Raw genomic sequence first — 15,041 nt, 5'->3', positions numbered from 1 at the left:
CCACCTCCGGGCCGCGCACCTCGGGTCGGCTCAACGCGCCACCCCCAGCCTCGGGTTGAGCACGGACTCCACGGCCCGGCCGCACAGCGTGAACGCCAGCGCCACCACCGCGATGGCGAGGCCCGGCGGCACCAGGTACCACCAGTCCCCGGCGCTCACCGCGCCCGCCTCGCGTGCGTCCTGGAGCATCCCGCCCCAGGAGACGACCGTGGGGTCGCCGAGGCCGAGGAAGGCGAGGGTCGCCTCGGCGAGGATGGCCGAGGAGATGATCAGCGTTGTCTGGGCCAGCACCAGCGGCATGACGTTCGGCAGCACATGCCGGGACATGATGTGCCAGTGCCCGCCGCCGAGGGCCGTCGCGCGTTCGATGTACGGCCGGGTCTCCACCGCCAGCGTCTGCGCGCGCACCAGCCGGGCCGTCGTCGGCCAGGTCGTCACGCCGATCGCCACGACGGTCGTGCCGAGCGAACGGGACATCACCGTGGCCAGCGCGATCGCCAGCACCAGCGTCGGCATGACGAGGAACCAGTCGGTGATCCGCATCAGCACCGTCACGTACCAGCCCCGGAAGTGCCCCGCCGTGACCCCGATGAGCGTACCGATCGCCACCGACAGCACGGCGGCCAGCAGTCCGACGAGCAGCGAGACCCGCGCGCCCCACACCAGCAGGCCGAGCACACCGCGGCCGAACTGGTCCGTGCCGAGCGGGAACTCGGCGCTCGGGCTCTGCAGCGGACGGCCCGGCGCGTCGGTCACGCTGCGCGCCTCCTCGCCGACCAGCAGCGGCGCGGCCAGCGCCACCAGCGCGAAGAGGACGAGCACCGCCAGGCCGAACAGTCCGGCCCGGTGCGCGCGGTACTGCCGCCAGAACCGCGCGACGGAGGCCCGGCGGCGCTGCCGGGCGAGGGCGCGCGGGCCGGCGGGAGGGCTTGTGGACGGGCCGCCGGGCAGGTCGGTGGACGAGCCGGTGGTCGGGTCGGTGGTCGGGTCGATGGGCGGCTTGTCAGGCGGGTCGGCGGCGGTCGTCGTCATCGGCCCACCCCGCGGGTCGTGATCCCACGGATCGTCATCGGTCCACCCCGCACGGCGTCGTCGTCATCGGCCCACCCTGGGGTCGAGCAGCGGATAGATCAGGTCGGCCAGCGTGTTCATCACGATCACCGCGGCGGCGAACACGAAGAACAGCCCCTGGACCAGCGGCAGATCGGGCACGCTCAGCGCCTGGTAGAACAGCCCGCCGAGGCCCGGCCAGGAGAACACGGTCTCCACGAGGATCACGCCTGCCACGGTCCGGCCCAGGTTGATGAAGATCAGCGTCACGGTCGGCAGCAGCGCGTTGGGCACGGCGTGCCGGCGCCGTACGAGGTCGTCGCGCAGTCCCTTGGCCCGAGCCGTCGTCAGATAGTCGCCGCCCATCTCGTCCAGCAGCGCCGACCGGGTGACCAGCAGGGTCTGCCCGTACTCCACGGCCACCAGCGTCACCACCGGCAGGACGAGGTGATGGGCGACGTCGACGACGTACGCGAAGCCCTCCTCGGACCCTGACTCCATGCCGCCGGTCGGGAACAGCCCCGGGATCGGGCCCACGCCCACCGCCAGCACGATGATCAGCAGCAGCCCGAGCCAGAACGACGGGATGGAGTACAGGGTCAGCGCCAGTCCGGTGTTGATGCGGTCGCCGAGCCCGCCGTGCCGCCAGGCCGAGCGGGTGCCGAGGAAGATGCCGAGCGCGGTGTAGAGGACGAAGGCGGTGCCGGTGAGCAGGAGCGTGTTCGGCAGCGCCTCGGTGATCTTGTCGAGGACGGGCGCCCGGAACTGGTACGAGGTTCCGAGGTCACCGGTCAGCGCCTTGCCGCAGTAGTCGGCGAACTGCTGCCACAGCGGCAGATCGAGGCCGAACTCCCGCCGGTACGAGGCGAGTTGCTCGGCGGAGACCTGGCGGCCGCCCGTCATGTACTTCACCGGGTCGCCCGGGATCAGCCGGAAGAGGAAGAAGCTGGTGACGAGGACGGCGAGCAGGGAGACGGCCGCACCGCCCACCTTGCCCGCCATGTACCGTGCGTAGCCGCCCGAGGCGCCGCCGGTCCGCGCCGCCGCTTCCGGCACGGGCGCCGCACGCGTCGCGTCAGTGGTCACTGGCAGGTCCTTCGTTCATTCGCGGTCGTCGGCCGTGGCCCGGCGGCGCAGCACGAGGAACACGCCGGCGCCCAGGAGGAGGACGACACCCGCGACGCCGCCGATGACCACGCCCGCCGAGGACGAGCCGTCGGAGGACTCGACCGCGTCCGCCGCCGGGACCGCCGACCACCAGCTCCAGTAGCCGTCCTGGCCGTAGATGTTGCCCGCCTTCTCCGGCATGGTGGTGATCGAGGCGATCTGGTCGGTCCGATAGGCCTCGACCGCGTTCGGGTACGCCATGACGTTCATGTACCCGAGGTCGTACAGCCGTGACTCCATCTCCCGCACGATGTTCGCCCGTTCGGCCGGGTCGTACTCGGCGAGCTGCCGCGCGTACAGCTCGTCGTACTTCTTGTCGCAGATGAAGTTGTCCGTGGCCGCCGACTCGCCGGCCTTCGCGGGCAGCGCGGCGCAGGTGTGGATCGACAGGACGAAGTCCGGGTCCGGGTTCACGGACCAGCCGTCGAACGCCAGGTCGTACTCGCCCGCGTACCAGGGGTCCGAGACGTTGTCGAGGCAGTCCACCGTGAGGCCGATGCCCAGGTCGCCCCACCACTCCTGGAGGTACTTGCTGACCGCCTTGTCGTTCGGGTCGGTGGCGTGGCACAGGATGCGGAGGTTCAGCGGCTTGCCGTCCTTGCCGACGCGCCTGCCGTCCCCGTTCTTCACATACCCGGCCTCGTCCAGGAGTCGGGCCGCCTTCTTCGGGTCGTACGCCAGCTCCTGGCCGGCCGACGGCTTCCAGAAGTACGTCGAGAAGCGCGGGGGGATGTACCCCTCGCCCCGCACCGCGTGCCCCTGGAAGACCTTGTCGACGATGGTCTCGCGGTCGACCGCCATGAACAGGGCGTGCCGTACGCGGAGGTCGAGCAGCGCGCGGTTGCCGTCGCCGAACTTCTTCCCGCCCTTCGTGCGCGCGCCGGGGTTCGTGGCCAGGGCGTAGAAACGGCGGCCGGGGGCGTCGTTGACGTGGATGTTCTTCTCGCCCTTCAGCGACGCGGCCTGCGCGGGCGTCAGGGCGGGGGCGCCGGCCACGAAGGACACCTCGCCCTTGCGCAGCGCGGAGACGGCGGCGTCCTGGTCCTTGTAGTAGCGGAAGACCAGCTCGTCGAACTTGGGCGCCCCGCGCCAGAAGCTCTTGTTGGCCTTCAGCCGGACGTAGCTGTCGGCCTTGTACCCGGTCAGCACGAACGGCCCGTTGCCGACGAGGGGGAAGTCCTTGTCGTTGTTGAACTTCGAGAAGTCGTCGACCTTCTCCCACACGTGCTTCGGCACGATCGGCACGTCCAGCGCGGTCATCGTCGCCTGCGGCTTCTTCAGACGGATGACCAGTTCGGTGGGGCTCGGCGCGGTGACCTTCTCGAAGTTGCCGACGAAGCTGCCGTTCGCGGTCGCCGCGCCCTCGTCGGTCATCATCCTGGTGAACGTCCAGGCCGCGTCCTCGGCCGTGGCCCGCTGCCCGTCCGACCACGTCGAGTCGTCGCGGATGGTGTACGTCCACGTCAGTTTGTCCGGCGACGCCTTCCACGCGGTGGCGAGGCCCGGGACGACGTGGTTGTCCTTGGGGTCGTAGTTGGTCAGGTTCTCGTAGAGGAGCCGGTGAACGCTCGTACTGAGCAAGCGGACCGCCAGGAACGGACTGAGCGAGTCGACGCTCTGCGCGACCGCGACGGTCAGCACGTTCTTGCCGCCGTCTGCCGCTTCAGCCTGTTGGGGCGCCGGGGCGAGCGGGGTCGCGAGTGCCGCGGTGAGGACGAGGGCGGCGACGACTCGGGTGTGGGGGTGGCTACGGAGCTGGTGCTGATCGTTGGTGTCCATTGGGTCGGTGACCTCGCGTCATCGCTCGCACGGGAAGGACGGGTTGATCAGGTTGAGGAGTGTCTACCAGCGGCGCTCCGCACCCGTCAACGGCGCGTGCACCCCTTGTGGCCTGCGGAAACAGGCAGTCGGCGTTTGGTTTTCGGCCATTGGTGGAGACCTCTGACGCGCTCCTGGCCAGCGCGTGACGGCGGATTTCGGGGCGGGAACGCGCGAAGGCCCGCGCCGTGCGGAACGGCGCGGGCCTTCGCGGAATCGGTCGTCCGAGAGGGACCGATCGGGTGAGTGGTGGGGCGTTTGTTCGTTGTGGGTCTACGGCTGCTGCGGGGGCGGGGGAGGCGGGGTCTGGCCCTGGCCGGGATGTGCATACGGGGGCTGGGGCTGAGATTGCGGGGGGTACGGCTGGCCGGGGACGGGTTGGCCGGGCTGACCGTAGGGCTGGCCCGGAACCGGCTGACCGGGGGCCGGGGGCTGGCCCGGGTAGCCGTACGGCTGGCCCGGCTGCGGCTGGCCCTGTTGCGGGTACGGCTGGCCGGGGTGGCCGTAGGGCTGGCCCGGGACGGGCTGACCGGGAACCGGCTGGCCCGGCATGGGCTGGCCGGGCATCGGGGGGGCGGCCACCGGTGGCGGGTTGCCGTCCGAGGTCCACAGGCCGTGCGACTGCTGGTGCCGGGCGATGTCCTCGGCGACCATGGCGGCCAGCGTGAAGTACGCCTCCCGCACCTTCGGCCGCATCATGTCGAGGTCCAACTCCGCACCGGCGGACAGGTGTTCGTCGAAGGGCACGACGACGACGCCGCGGCAGCGCGTCTCGAAGTGGGAGACGATGTCCTCCACCTTGATCATCTTGCCGGTCTCGCGCACGCCCGAGATGACGGTGATGGAACGGGCCACCAGGTCCTGGTACCCGTGCGCCGAGAGCCAGTCCAGCGTCGTGCTGGCGCTGCTCGCCCCGTCCACGGACGGCGTCGAGATGACGATGAGCTGGTCGGCGAGGTCGAGCACCCCGCGCATCGCGCTGTAGAGCAGACCCGTGCCCGAGTCGGTCAGGATGATCGGGTACTGCTTGCCGAGCACGTCGATCGCGCGCCGGTAGTCCTCGTCGTTGAAGGTCGTCGAGACGGCCGGGTCGACGTCGTTGGCGATGATCTCCAGCCCGGAGGCCGCCTGCGAGGTGAACCGCCGGATGTCCATGTACGAGTTGAGGTACGGGATCGCCTGGACCAGGTCACGGATGGTGGCGCCGGTCTCGCGCCGGACCCGGCGGCCGAGCGTGCCCGCGTCCGGGTTGGCGTCGATCGCGAGGATCTTGTCCTGCCGCTCGGTGGCGAGCGTCGAGCCGAGGGCGGTGGTGGTCGTGGTCTTGCCCACGCCGCCCTTGAGGCTGATGACGGCGATGCGGTAGCAGGACAGCACCGGGGTCCTGATCAGCTCCAGCTTCCGCTGCCGCTCGGCCTCCTCCTTCTTGCCGCCGAGCTTGAACAGCCCGCCTCCGGCTCCCGGACGGCCGCTCTTCGCCTTCTGCTTCTTGTTGTTGAGCAGCCGGTCGGACGACAGCTCGACGGCCGCCGTGTAACCGAGCGGCGCGACACCCGGGTTGGTGGGCTGCCGATGGTCGTGCTGGAGGGGCTGCGGCCAGGCGGCGCCGGTTCGGGGGTCGATGGGGGCGGCGGGCGTGGGGTGCGTGCCGGGGGTGGGCTGGGCGAATTGGTCGGCTTGGCCCGTGGGGGTGGGGTGCCCGGGGTGGTTGGGCTGGCCCGGCTGTCCGGGGTGTGGGTGGTTGGGGGTGCCGGGGGTGCCGGGGTGAGCTGGGGGTTGGGGGAAGCCGTAGCCGCTTTGGGGGGTCGGGACGCCGGGAGTTACCGGGGCGCCGGGCGGGGTCTGTGGGCCGGGGGTGCCGGGTACGCCGGGGGTTCCCGGGGCGTTCCCGGGGTGCGGGAAGCCGTAGCCCGCCGGGGGAGCGGGGGGCTGGGGGGCGTTGGGGTTGGGGTTGGGGACGCCCGGGGTGCCGGGGGTGCCTGGAGTGCCGGGCTGGGCCGGGAGCTGGGGGAAGCCGTAACCGCCCTGCTGGCCAGAGGGGTTCGGGGTGCCCGGCGGAGGCTGCATGCCAGGGGTGCCGGGTTGGACCGGGAGCTGCGGGAAGCCGTAACCACCCTGGGCCGGGATCGGGGCGCCGCCGGGCTGCGGAAAGCCGTAGCCGGGGACGGGCTGGGCCGGGGGAGCCGTGGGGATGCCGGGCTGGCCCGGTTGGCCGGGCTGACCGGGCTGTCCCGGGTGGGGGAAGCCGTAACCGGCCGGGGGCGCGGTCGGGGCGGCCCCGGCGGTGGCCTGCGGGTCGGCGGGGTTCGGGGCGGCCGGAGTGCCGGGCGTACCCGGTGCGGTGCCCGGGGGCGTGTTGCCCCAGGGCGCGGGTGCGGGCTGCGGGGCCTGCGGATGGACCGGCTGCTGGGGAACCGCCGGCTGCCCCTGGGGGACCGTCGTCGGATGTGGCTGCGCCACCGCTTCGGGGTCCGCCGGTGCGGCCGCGGGCCACTGCGCCGCCGGAGCGGGCGCGGCGGGCTGGTACGCGGGTGGCAACGGCGGAAGCCCGCCCTGCGGAACCGGCGGAGGAGCCCAGGCGGGCGGCGTCTGCGGTACGCCACCGGCGACACCCGTAGCGGGCACGGCGTCCTGCGGCTCGTCGGCACGTGGGTCGGCACCCTCGGGCACGGCGTCTCCGGCCGGGCCTTCCTGAGCCACGGCGTTCTGCGGCTCGGCCTCCGCCTCTGCGGCGGCAGCCGGGGCCGTGGGATCGCTGGTCTGTGCGCCCTCGGCGGCAACGGCTTCGGCGGCGGGAGTAGCGGGAGTAGCGGGAGTAGCGGGAGCGGCGGGAGCGCCGGCAACGGCGGGAGTGGCGGAAACAGCGGCATCGGCAGGACTCTTGGCACCGGCAGAACCGTCGGAACCGGCAGAACCGCCCGAAACGGCAGAACCGTCCGAAACGGTGGAGTCGGATGCCTCGGCGACTGCCGGAGCCGCACCGACGCCCGCGCTCTCCTGACCGCCCTGACCGCCCTGACCGCCCTGACCGCCCTGACCGTCCTGGACGTCCGCGTCCTCGGCCTCCTCCGCCTCCACCGTGCCAGCCGAGGCGAGATCAGCAGGCTGCACGGCACCCTCGGCGCTCGCACCGGCGGAGGGGTCGACCCGCGCCTCAGCCGGAGCCTGAGCGTCAGCGGGCGCAGCCACCTCCTCCGAAGCGGCACTGTCACCGGACGCGGCAGCGCTCCCCGGCTTCTGGTCGCCCGCCTCAGGCGCGGCGGCAGCCGCTTCACCAGCGGCAGGGACAGCACCCTCGGCCCCAGCAGCACCGGCACCGGCAGCCGAAGTCTCCCCCGGTGCGGCCTGCGCGGCTTGCGCTGCCTGCGCGGCTTGCGCGGTCTGCGCCGCCTGCACAGCGGCCGAGTCCGCGATCTCCCGCTTCAACGCCGTGGCGGAGATCCGCATGGTCGCGCCACTCTCGATGTCTCCGCTGTCCCCGATGTCTCCACCGCCGGACTGAGCCGCGGTGATCGGGGCGGCCGGCGGAGGCCAGGCGGCGGCGGGCGGGAAACCGCCTCCCGGCGCCGCGTTCGACACGTTGACAGGAGGACCGGCCGGCGGCCCGGGCGGAGGCGGCGTGGCCGCTCCGGCACCCGCCCCGCCACCCGCTCCGGCACCGGACCCCTCACCGGAACCCGACCCCGCCGACGCGTTCTGCGTGTACCAGGCAGGCGGCGCGTAGTCGATGGTGAACTCGCCCGTCGTCTCGATGGCGGACTCCGCGTCGGACTGGTCATCGCCGGGCGTGGCCCAGCCCCCGCGGATCCCGTCCCGATCGCTGTTCACAATTCCTCCTGGTGTGGTCGAGCACCCTTGAAGCCGTGCCGGGGCCGACCGTTCTTGTCGCTCGATCTGTGTCGTCGTGTCGTTGTGTGCCATCCGGGTACGCCCACAGGCGCCCCGGTCCCAGCCTAATCACCACAAGCGCCACCACGGCAGGCGCGCCCGCACCTCCGCACCCGCCCACTTGGTCACACCATGCCCGGAAGCGACGCGGGCACCCTCAACAGTGGTGAACAAAACCGCCATTACCGGTGAACGCCCCGAACAGGAGAAGGGGGGAAGCGTCCTGGAAGCGTCCTGAATCCCTCACAAGTACCCCAAAGGGAAACGGGGCGAGGGCCGTCGAAACGCGCCGCCTCAGTCCATCCGTCGAGGCGTACCCAGCAACCCGATCTCCGCGTCGGTCGGTTGCGTCATCACATACTGCCGATCACGGTCGGCACACCACAGGGTGACACCGTCGGCCAGCGTGGGCAGCGAGTCCACATCCCCCCGCGGCAGCGCCATCGCGCGCCCCAACTCCGCAGCCTCGTCCGGCGAGACCCGCTGCACACCGACGAGCCGTGCCTGCCGGATCAACCGAGGAGCCACCGGACTGAGGTACGGCAGCAGTGTCAGCACCGACTGCCAGGGCCCGGCCACGACCCGCCCACGCGGCGGCCGCATCCCGCAGTCGCGCACGACCAGCACGGGACCGCCGGCCGACGCGCCCTGCGGCGGCACCCGTCCCACGTCGTACACCGCCATGCCGTTCTGCCCGCCGCCCATGGCGTGCACCATCTGCATCCAGGCCTGCGCCCGCCCGGTCTCCACGGCGACCCGCGCCCCCGTCGCCGCCGCGCGCAGCGCCAGCACCTGGGCGGTCCACAGGCCACCGATGAGGACGACGTCGTACGGGGTCGGCCGGTTGATGCCCAGTACGGCGGGCTGGCCCTCGGCGTCCACCCCTATGACGACCCCGTCGTCACCGATGGGCAGCGCCAGCGAGTCCACCTGTTCCAGCGACAACGCGTGCCGCCCGTGCCTGGGCCCGACGAGCCCGAACCCGGCCCGGATCCGCTCCCGCACCCGCGCACCGACCCCCGGCCCCGGCTCACCGGAACCGAAGCCACCGGCGCCACCGTGCCCCGTAGCGGGATCCGGCGTACCCGGAACACCCGCCGTACCCGTCGTGGTCACGGCCATCACCGAACACCCCCCAGAGGCAGCGTGGCGAGCACGCCCGGCAGCTGCTCGCGGTCGAGGCGCGCGAGACCGGCCCCGGCCTGCCGGGCCGCGTGCTCCAACGCGCGGCGCGCGGCGACGAGTTCCTCGTCGCCGCGCCCCGTCACCCGCAGATGGCCGGTGAGCGTCACCTCCTGCCGCTCCCCGCGCGCCATGGTCAGACTGAAGGTGGTCGCGAGCGCGGGCACGGCCGTGAGCGAGCCCACCAGTTGCGGCAGCGAGGCCCCCCGGTCGCCGCCCAACTGCGGCCACCTGCGCACCCAGTACGTCGTGTGCCGGCGGTTGTCGCACCGCCAGCTCCGCCCGGACTCCTCGGTCCTGCGCTGCGGAGTGTCCGTACGCCCCGCCTCGGCCGTCACCAGTGGATTGGCACAGGCGGAGGTGGCCACGGCGGCCGTCAGCTCCTCCTCGTCGAGCACGGTCGTCCGGAACCCGGCGCCCGTGAGCCGACTGGCCAGATGGTCCGCGACCCGCACCACGCACTTCTGCGCCCCGAGAAGACCACCGCCACGCGCGGCCACCGCCTCCGGGCACAGCTCGGGGTCGAGCTTCAACGCGATCCAGGTGATCCTGACGGCCGGCGCCCCGGTCTGGGCCTGCAACGGCGCGTAGTTGCTGACGGCCACCGACTGCTGGGGCAGCTGTATCGCGGGCGCGGGCTGGGTGTGCAGGACGACCTGCGCGCTCTCCAGCCGGATCCCGTCCACCTCCAGCGCGTCCCGCACCAGCCCGAGCGGCAACGGCTGCCGGCTCCGCTCCGCCCGCAACGCCGTGGCGTCCGCCTCGACCTGCAACACGGCCGTCACGAACGTCCCGTCCCCGATGATCCCGACCGGCCGCCGGTTCCGCCCGCCGTACGCGTAAGTCCGCAGACTCGGATCGCACTCCACCGCCGGAGCCAGCCCCGGCTCGGTCCCCGGCCGTATCGGAGTACTGGCCGCCCTCCGCTGCCGCGCCTTCAACGCGCGTGCGGTGGCCAGCCATTCGGGCAGCGACCGCCCCCGACGACGTACGACCGCGAGGAGCACGAGCGCTGTGGCCACGACCGCGGCCGGGACGAGCGCGAGGGGATGGACGGCCCAGCCGACCAGCAGCACGGCAGCGGCCGCCTCCACGAGGAACAGCTGCTGCAACCGGAATGCCCCGAAGTGCCCGGAGCCGCCCGTGAGATGAAGAGTGGCCGGACCCGGGGGTGTCGTCGTGAGCGAATCGGACGAGCCGGGAGCGGGGGCCGTCGCGGGCGCGGACGAGGCGTGCGAAGCGGACGCTTCTGTGCGCGACAGCGACCGCGATCGCGTCCGGCTTGCGGAAGCCATTGCTGCAAACCCCCCGTAGTCACCTGAATCGGCCCAGCGGCCCACTCGACAGCGGCCCCGACGCGGAAGGCACCCTACCCGCCCCACACGCGCAAAGGCTCAACAGGCATAGTAGGGGGCCGGTCTGACAACGGAGGGCGGGGGACTCTGGCCCCCGGGGCGCGGTACGGGGAGAAACAGACACTCATGGCATCACGGCGGGACGAACTCAACGCCTACACGTTCGCGAAGCGGCGCACCCTCGCAGCCTTCCTCCAGCCGTCCCCCTGGGGCTCCGAGGAGGGTGCCCCGAAGCCGCTGCGGGCCGTGGTGCCGAGCCTGATCGCGGGCGCCCTGGTGCTCGGAGTCTTCGGCGCCTGGGGCATGTTCCAGCCGTCCGCGCCCAAGGACTGGGCCCAGCCCGGCACCCGGGTCATCGTCGGCAAGCAGTCGACGACGCGTTACGTCGTCCTCAAGACCGGCAAGACCGCACGACTCCACCCCGTCCTCAACCTCGCCTCCGCCCGTCTGCTGATGAACGGCGCCGACTACCAGGTCATCCAGGTCAGCGACAAGATCCTCGACGCGGGCAAGCCGCCCCGGGGCCCGATCCTCGGCATTCCGTACGCCCCCGACCGCCTGCCCACCGCCGACGACGCCGGCAAGGCCAAGCGCTGGGCGGTGTGCGAACAGCCCGGCGGCAAGGGCAGCACCGTCCAGGAGGCGACGTTCGTCCTCGCCGACCGGGACGCGAAGAAGACGGAGGGCGCCGGCCGCCTGACCGACGGCGAGGTGCTCTACGTCAGGACGCGGGCCGGGGACCGGTATCTGGTCGATGCCCGGGGGACCGCGTACCCCGTGGCCGACCAGGCGACCGAACAGGACACCGACAAGCTGGTGGAAGCGCTCGTGGGCAGCACCCGGCAGCCGCAGCTCGTCACCAAGGAGTGGCTCGCGACGCTGCACAAGGGTGACCCGATCGGGTTCCCCGAACTCCCCTCCGGCGTAGGCGACCCGGCCGACGTCCAGGGACAGCTCTCGGAGAGCGAGAACCGCGTCGGCATGGTGCTCGAGACGGAGACGGGCGAGGGCACGAAGTCGTACGTCGTGCTGCCCGGCAAGGTGCAGCCGATCTCGCAGTTCACGGCCTGGCTGCTGATCAACTCCCCGCAGACGGCCGAGCTGAACATGAACAGCCAGGCCGTCAAGGTCGGCCTCCAGGACTTCACCGCCGACAGCCGGACCTTCGCCGGCCAGCCCGGCAAGTGGCCCGCGCGGAAGCCGTCGATGGTCAACTCCGCCTCCGCCGACTCGGGCCGCGACACCGTGTGCAGCGTCCTGCGCGACGTGGACGGGGCCAACGACACGACCCTCAGCACCTGGGCGGGCACCGAGTACCCCGCCGAGATCACCGCGAGCGGCACAGGTACCTACGTCACCCCCGGTACCGGCCTGCTGTACACGCAGAGCCAGGGCACCGACACCGACTCAGGATCGCTCTTCCTCGTGACGGACACCGGCCTGCGGTACGCGGTCCAGGCGAACGGCGACAGCGACAGCGACCGCTCGGACATCGGCACCGACGGCAAGAAGAAGACGACGGACGGCACACCGGAGCCAAGCGAGGCCCAGGTCAAGCTCGGCTACGAGAACGTCAGGCCCGCCAAGGTGCCGCTGGTGTGGTCGGAGTTCCTGGCCAAGGGGCCGCGCCTGGACACCAACAGCGCCCGGCAGCCGCAGGGTTCGTGACCGCGACGGCCTCGACGTCGACAGAAGAGAAGGACGGGAGCGACGTACCGGTGTCGCCGAACAAGACAACCCTGCTGGCAGCGGCGCTGACCCTGACCGTGCTGGCCACGACCCCGACCACAGCCGCCGTACCCGCGGCCCACGCGCGCGCGGAGCGGCCGGAGCATGCCCACGCGCGCCTGCCGTTGAACGACGTCCGCGCGCGCGTGCGGCCCGATGCCCTCCACGCGCGCGTGCGGCTCGACGGCAGCGGCGAGTGCACCTTCCCCGCCAAACAGATCAAGGGCCGCCCCTGGGCCCTGCAGCGCGTCCTGCTCGACGAGCTGTGGCAGGGCACCGACAAGGGCAAGGGCATCCGGGTCGCGGTCATCGACACCGGCGTCGACGACAAGAACCCGCAGCTGTCGAAGGCGGTCGACAAGGCGGCCGGCCGTGACTACCTCGCCAAGGGCAAGGCCGCCGACCCCACCAACGACCGGGTGGGACACGGCACGAAGGTCGCCGGCATCATCGCGGCCCGCCCCCACAAGGGAACGGGCTTCGTGGGCCTCGCGCCCAACGCCACGATCATCCCGATCCGCCAGAACGACGCCGAGAACAGCGGCGACTCGGACTCCATGGCGGCGGCGATCACCTACGCGGTCGACCAGGACGCCGACGTCATCAACATCTCCCAGGACACGACGAAGCCGCTGTCGGCCACATCCAAGCTCGCCACGGCGGTCCGTAACGCCCTCGCCGCGAAGGTCGTCGTGGTCGCCTCCGCCGGCAACGACGGGCTGGACGGCGAGGTGAAGAACACCTACCCGGCGTCCTTCCCCGGCGTCCTCGCCGTGGCCTCCTCGGACCGCAACAACGAACGCGCGCCCTTCTCGCAGGCGGGCGAGTCCGTGGACGTGGCGGCCCCCGGCGTCGACATCGTGTCCACGGTCCCCGACGACGGCCAGTGCACGGACAACGGCACGAGCTTCTCGGCCCCGTTCGTCGCGGGCGTGGCGGCCCTGCTGAAGGAGAAGCACAAGGACTGGACGCCCGCCCAGATCGTCACCCAGATCGAACAGACGGCGGAACGCTCGGTGAACGGCCGCGACAACTTCGTGGGCTGGGGCGTCGTCGACCCGGTCCGCGCGGTCCAGGAATCCGACATCGCCGACCCCCCTTCCTCCCCGACCCCCGACCCCGGTGTGTCCAGGGCCCCGGCCCCCGACACGGCCCGCTTCTCGCTCGCCGAGACCCCCGAGGAACGCGACGAGCGCTACGCCACGTACGCCCTCGGCATCACCGCGGCCCTGGTCACGGTCATCGGCGGCACGGCCGTCGTCCTGCGCGACCGGCGCCGCCGCACCGGAAAGGACACCCTCGCGTGAGCTTCGGCCCGCCCGCCTCCCCGTACACCGAGTCCGCGACCGCGGCGGAGAAGGCACGCAGGCGACGCCGTACGAGGCTGCTGGGAGCGGTGGCCGCGACGGTGGTCGGCGCGCTGGCGGTGACCGCCGCACTGCTGGCGTACACGGCGGACGACACCGCACCCACGGCCGGCAAGCCGTCCACGGCTCCGCAGAGCCCCGACGACATCCGGCAGACGGTCGAGAAACGCCCGGCGACCGAGGCCGGACGCATGGCGTTCCGCTTCTCCGAGGACGACATGAGCCCGAGCGAGCACTACGAGATGCCGGGCATGTGGGCGACGGACAAGATCCTCGCCAAGGGCATCAACCGCACGCTCGTCGGCTTCGAGATCGGCAAGGACGTGGCCGTGGGCGACGAGGTGTGGAGCGTCCGGCTGGACGGCCCGATCTGCGGCACGACGCGTCACGTGACGGTCGACGGCCGTACGGCGGTGGCGTACAGGGCGAGCACCGAGGAGAAGGCCCTGTGCGACCACGTGGCGTTCGTCGACCTCGACACCGGCAAGAAGCTCTGGCAGGCCACCCTCCCCACGACCGGCACACCCTCCTACGCCGAGACCCTGCCGAACGTCACCATGACCCGCGGGACCGTGGCCGTGACCTGGGGCAAAGGCTCGAGCGCATACGACATGGACTCGGGCAAGGTGCTCTGGAAGAGCCCACGTACGGACGACTGCAGGGACACGGGCAGCGCCGGAGACCAGGCCCTGCTGATTCGCGACACCTGCTTCAACAAGACGACCACCGACGACACCTTCCGGATCCGGAAGGTCGACCCACGCACCGGCAAGGTGGAGTGGACCTACGACGTCTCCAAGGGCGTCGGGAACGTCTACCTGGTGTCCAGCGAGCCGGCCGTCCTGGCAGTCGCGGCCGGCGACGTCGATATCACCGACCTGATCACGCTCGACGAGAACGGCAAGTACCGCGCCACGATCCGCCTCGAAGGCGGCAACTACCTGGCGGAGTGCGCAGACCAGATCAACTACAACGCGATCGACTACTGCCCGTCAGTGGTGGTCGGCGACGGCCAGGTCTTCCTGGTGAGCCGTGAGGACGAGAACCAGACCGCCGAGGACAACGCCAACTGGATCATCGGCTTCGACGTGAAGACGGGAAAGACGACCAAGAAGTTCGAGTCGGGCCGCAACCAGCTCCTGTATCCCCTGCGCATGAGCGGCGACCAGCTCCTCGCGGTCCGCGTGAGCACGGACAACATCAGACCGTACGCCCTGGTCAGCCTCGACCCCCGTACGGGTGAGGAGACCCCGTACTACTACTTCGGCCTCCCCACGGAGGCGGTCGTCCTGACGAGCCCGGCGGCAGCCGACTTCGTCGTCCAGAACGGCCGCCTCTTCTTCGGCACCAAGGTGGCGACGGGCCCGGACAACGGCAAGGAGAAGGAGTGGAAGTGGCTGGTGGTGGGAGTGGAGAGCGTACGAAGGGGCGGATGAGCCCCACGGGTCCAGGGCCGGAGCCCCGGACCCACGCTTTGGAACCGGTG

At 71.8% G+C, this 15,041-nt stretch carries 9 protein-coding genes; 3 read left to right on the top strand and 6 right to left on the bottom strand.

What is annotated here, in order from left to right:
* Positions 1-30 precede the first annotated feature (30 nt).
* The 6 genes from SGFS_RS18630 to eccE all read right to left on the bottom strand — a co-directional run bounded on the left by SGFS_RS18630 (position 31) and on the right by eccE (position 10,400).
* Positions 31-1,032: an ABC transporter permease gene (locus SGFS_RS18630; protein ID WP_286251715.1), complete on the bottom strand. Its 1,002-nt coding sequence runs from the start codon at positions 1,030-1,032 to the stop codon at positions 31-33.
* Between the two features lie 63 nt (positions 1,033-1,095).
* On the bottom strand, positions 1,096-2,136 hold the full coding sequence (locus SGFS_RS18625; protein ID WP_434027426.1) for an ABC transporter permease: 1,041 nt from the start codon (positions 2,134-2,136) through the stop codon (positions 1,096-1,098).
* Between the two features lie 15 nt (positions 2,137-2,151).
* A complete protein-coding gene (locus SGFS_RS18620) occupies positions 2,152-3,996 on the bottom strand; it encodes an ABC transporter substrate-binding protein (RefSeq protein WP_286251713.1) in 1,845 nt (614 codons plus the stop codon).
* 312 nt (positions 3,997-4,308) lie between these two features.
* Positions 4,309-7,863 carry an SCO5717 family growth-regulating ATPase gene (locus SGFS_RS18615; RefSeq protein WP_286251711.1) on the bottom strand — a complete coding sequence of 1,185 codons (3,555 nt, stop codon included), beginning with the start codon at positions 7,861-7,863 and terminating at the stop codon, positions 4,309-4,311.
* Between the two features lie 354 nt (positions 7,864-8,217).
* Complete coding sequence (locus SGFS_RS18610; RefSeq protein WP_286251709.1) at positions 8,218-9,045, bottom strand: hypothetical protein; 828 nt, start codon at positions 9,043-9,045, stop codon at positions 8,218-8,220.
* Positions 9,045-10,400: a type VII secretion protein EccE gene (eccE, locus tag SGFS_RS18605; protein WP_286251708.1), complete on the bottom strand. Its 1,356-nt coding sequence runs from the start codon at positions 10,398-10,400 to the stop codon at positions 9,045-9,047. Before eccE ends, SGFS_RS18610 begins: the two co-directional genes overlap by 1 nt.
* 186 nt (positions 10,401-10,586) lie before the next feature.
* Between eccE and eccB the strand changes: the two genes are divergently transcribed.
* From eccB to SGFS_RS18590, 3 genes are all read left to right on the top strand, one after another.
* Positions 10,587-12,128 (top strand): type VII secretion protein EccB, encoded by a 1,542-nt coding sequence (eccB, locus tag SGFS_RS18600; protein WP_286251707.1) that lies wholly within the window; start codon positions 10,587-10,589, stop codon positions 12,126-12,128.
* A gap of 179 nt (positions 12,129-12,307) precedes the next feature.
* Positions 12,308-13,495, top strand: a complete 1,188-nt coding sequence (gene mycP / locus SGFS_RS18595; RefSeq protein WP_286259969.1) for a type VII secretion-associated serine protease mycosin — start codon at positions 12,308-12,310, stop codon at positions 13,493-13,495.
* Positions 13,492-14,991 carry an outer membrane protein assembly factor BamB family protein gene (locus SGFS_RS18590; protein WP_286251706.1) on the top strand — a complete coding sequence of 500 codons (1,500 nt, stop codon included), beginning with the start codon at positions 13,492-13,494 and terminating at the stop codon, positions 14,989-14,991. Before mycP ends, SGFS_RS18590 begins: the two co-directional genes overlap by 4 nt.
* Positions 14,992-15,041: the final 50 nt, after the last annotated feature.

The organism is Streptomyces graminofaciens (assembly GCF_030294945.1).
Taxonomy (GTDB): Bacteria; Actinomycetota; Actinomycetes; order Streptomycetales; family Streptomycetaceae; genus Streptomyces; species Streptomyces graminofaciens.
Note: the sequence above shows the minus strand (reverse complement) of the source record. Positions and strands in the feature narration are given on the sequence as shown.

Excerpts from the sequence above, each read along its gene's own strand:
- eccE (WP_286251708.1), bottom strand. The coding sequence starts at position 10,400 with ATGGCTTCCGCAAGCCGGACGCGATCGCGGTCGCTGTCGCGCACAGAA.
- SGFS_RS18620 (WP_286251713.1), bottom strand. The coding sequence starts at position 3,996 with ATGGACACCAACGATCAGCACCAGCTCCGTAGCCACCCCCACACCCGA.
- SGFS_RS18630 (WP_286251715.1), bottom strand. The coding sequence starts at position 1,032 with ATGACGACGACCGCCGCCGACCCGCCTGACAAGCCGCCCATCGACCCG.
- SGFS_RS18610 (WP_286251709.1), bottom strand. The coding sequence starts at position 9,045 with ATGGCCGTGACCACGACGGGTACGGCGGGTGTTCCGGGTACGCCGGAT.
- eccB (WP_286251707.1), top strand. The coding sequence starts at position 10,587 with ATGGCATCACGGCGGGACGAACTCAACGCCTACACGTTCGCGAAGCGG.